The sequence below is a fragment of the Pseudomonas sp. UFMG81 genome (genome assembly GCF_015354575.1).
Lineage (GTDB): Bacteria > Pseudomonadota > Gammaproteobacteria > Pseudomonadales > Pseudomonadaceae > Aquipseudomonas.
Window position 1 is genome coordinate 1 of sequence record NZ_JACAFQ010000075.1, and the last position, 832, is coordinate 832.

The 832-nt window shown below is 50.6% G+C and carries 2 tRNA genes and 2 rRNA genes; all 4 read left to right on the forward strand.

The window, feature by feature from the left end:
- Positions 1 to 247, forward strand: a 16S ribosomal RNA gene (locus tag IX761_RS26965); the annotation flags it as partial.
- A gap of 77 nt (positions 248 to 324) precedes the next feature.
- Positions 325 to 401, forward strand: a tRNA-Ile gene (locus tag IX761_RS26970).
- Between the two features lie 6 nt (positions 402 to 407).
- Positions 408 to 483 (forward strand) — tRNA-Ala (locus IX761_RS26975).
- Positions 484 to 731: 248 nt separating this feature from the next.
- Positions 732 to 832, forward strand: a 23S ribosomal RNA gene (locus IX761_RS26980); the annotation flags it as partial.

Sequence of the window (832 nt, forward strand, 5' to 3'; positions counted from 1 at the left end):
CGTAGTCCGGATCGCAGTCTGCAACTCGACTGCGTGAAGTCGGAATCGCTAGTAATCGCGAATCAGAATGTCGCGGTGAATACGTTCCCGGGCCTTGTACACACCGCCCGTCACACCATGGGAGTGGGTTGCACCAGAAGTAGCTAGTCTAACCTTCGGGAGGACGGTTACCACGGTGTGATTCATGACTGGGGTGAAGTCGTAACAAGGTAGCCGTAGGGGAACCTGCGGCTGGATCACCTCCTTAATCGACGACATCAGCCTGCTGATGAGCTCCCACACGAATTGCTTGATTCATGCGTAAAGACGATCAAGACCCTATATAGGTCTGTAGCTCAGTTGGTTAGAGCGCACCCCTGATAAGGGTGAGGTCGGCAGTTCAAATCTGCCCAGACCTACCAATATGCGGGGCCATAGCTCAGCTGGGAGAGCGCCTGCCTTGCACGCAGGAGGTCAGCGGTTCGATCCCGCTTGGCTCCACCACTTCTGCGGTAACTGTTGTCCTTGATCAGAACTTAGAAATGAACATTCGTTGATGAATGTTGATTTCTGACTTTTGTCAGATCGTTCTTTAAAAATTCGGATATGTGATAGAAATAGACTGAACACCAGTTTCACTGCTGGTGGATCAGGCTAAGGTAAAATTTGTGAGTTCTGCTCAGCAATGAGCGAAATGCGAATTTTCGGCGAATGTCGTCTTCACAGTATAACCAGATTGCTTGGGGTTATATGGTCAAGTGAAGAAGCGCATACGGTGGATGCCTTGGCAGTCAGAGGCGATGAAAGACGTGGTAGCCTGCGATAAGCTTTGGGGAGTCGGCAAACAGACTGT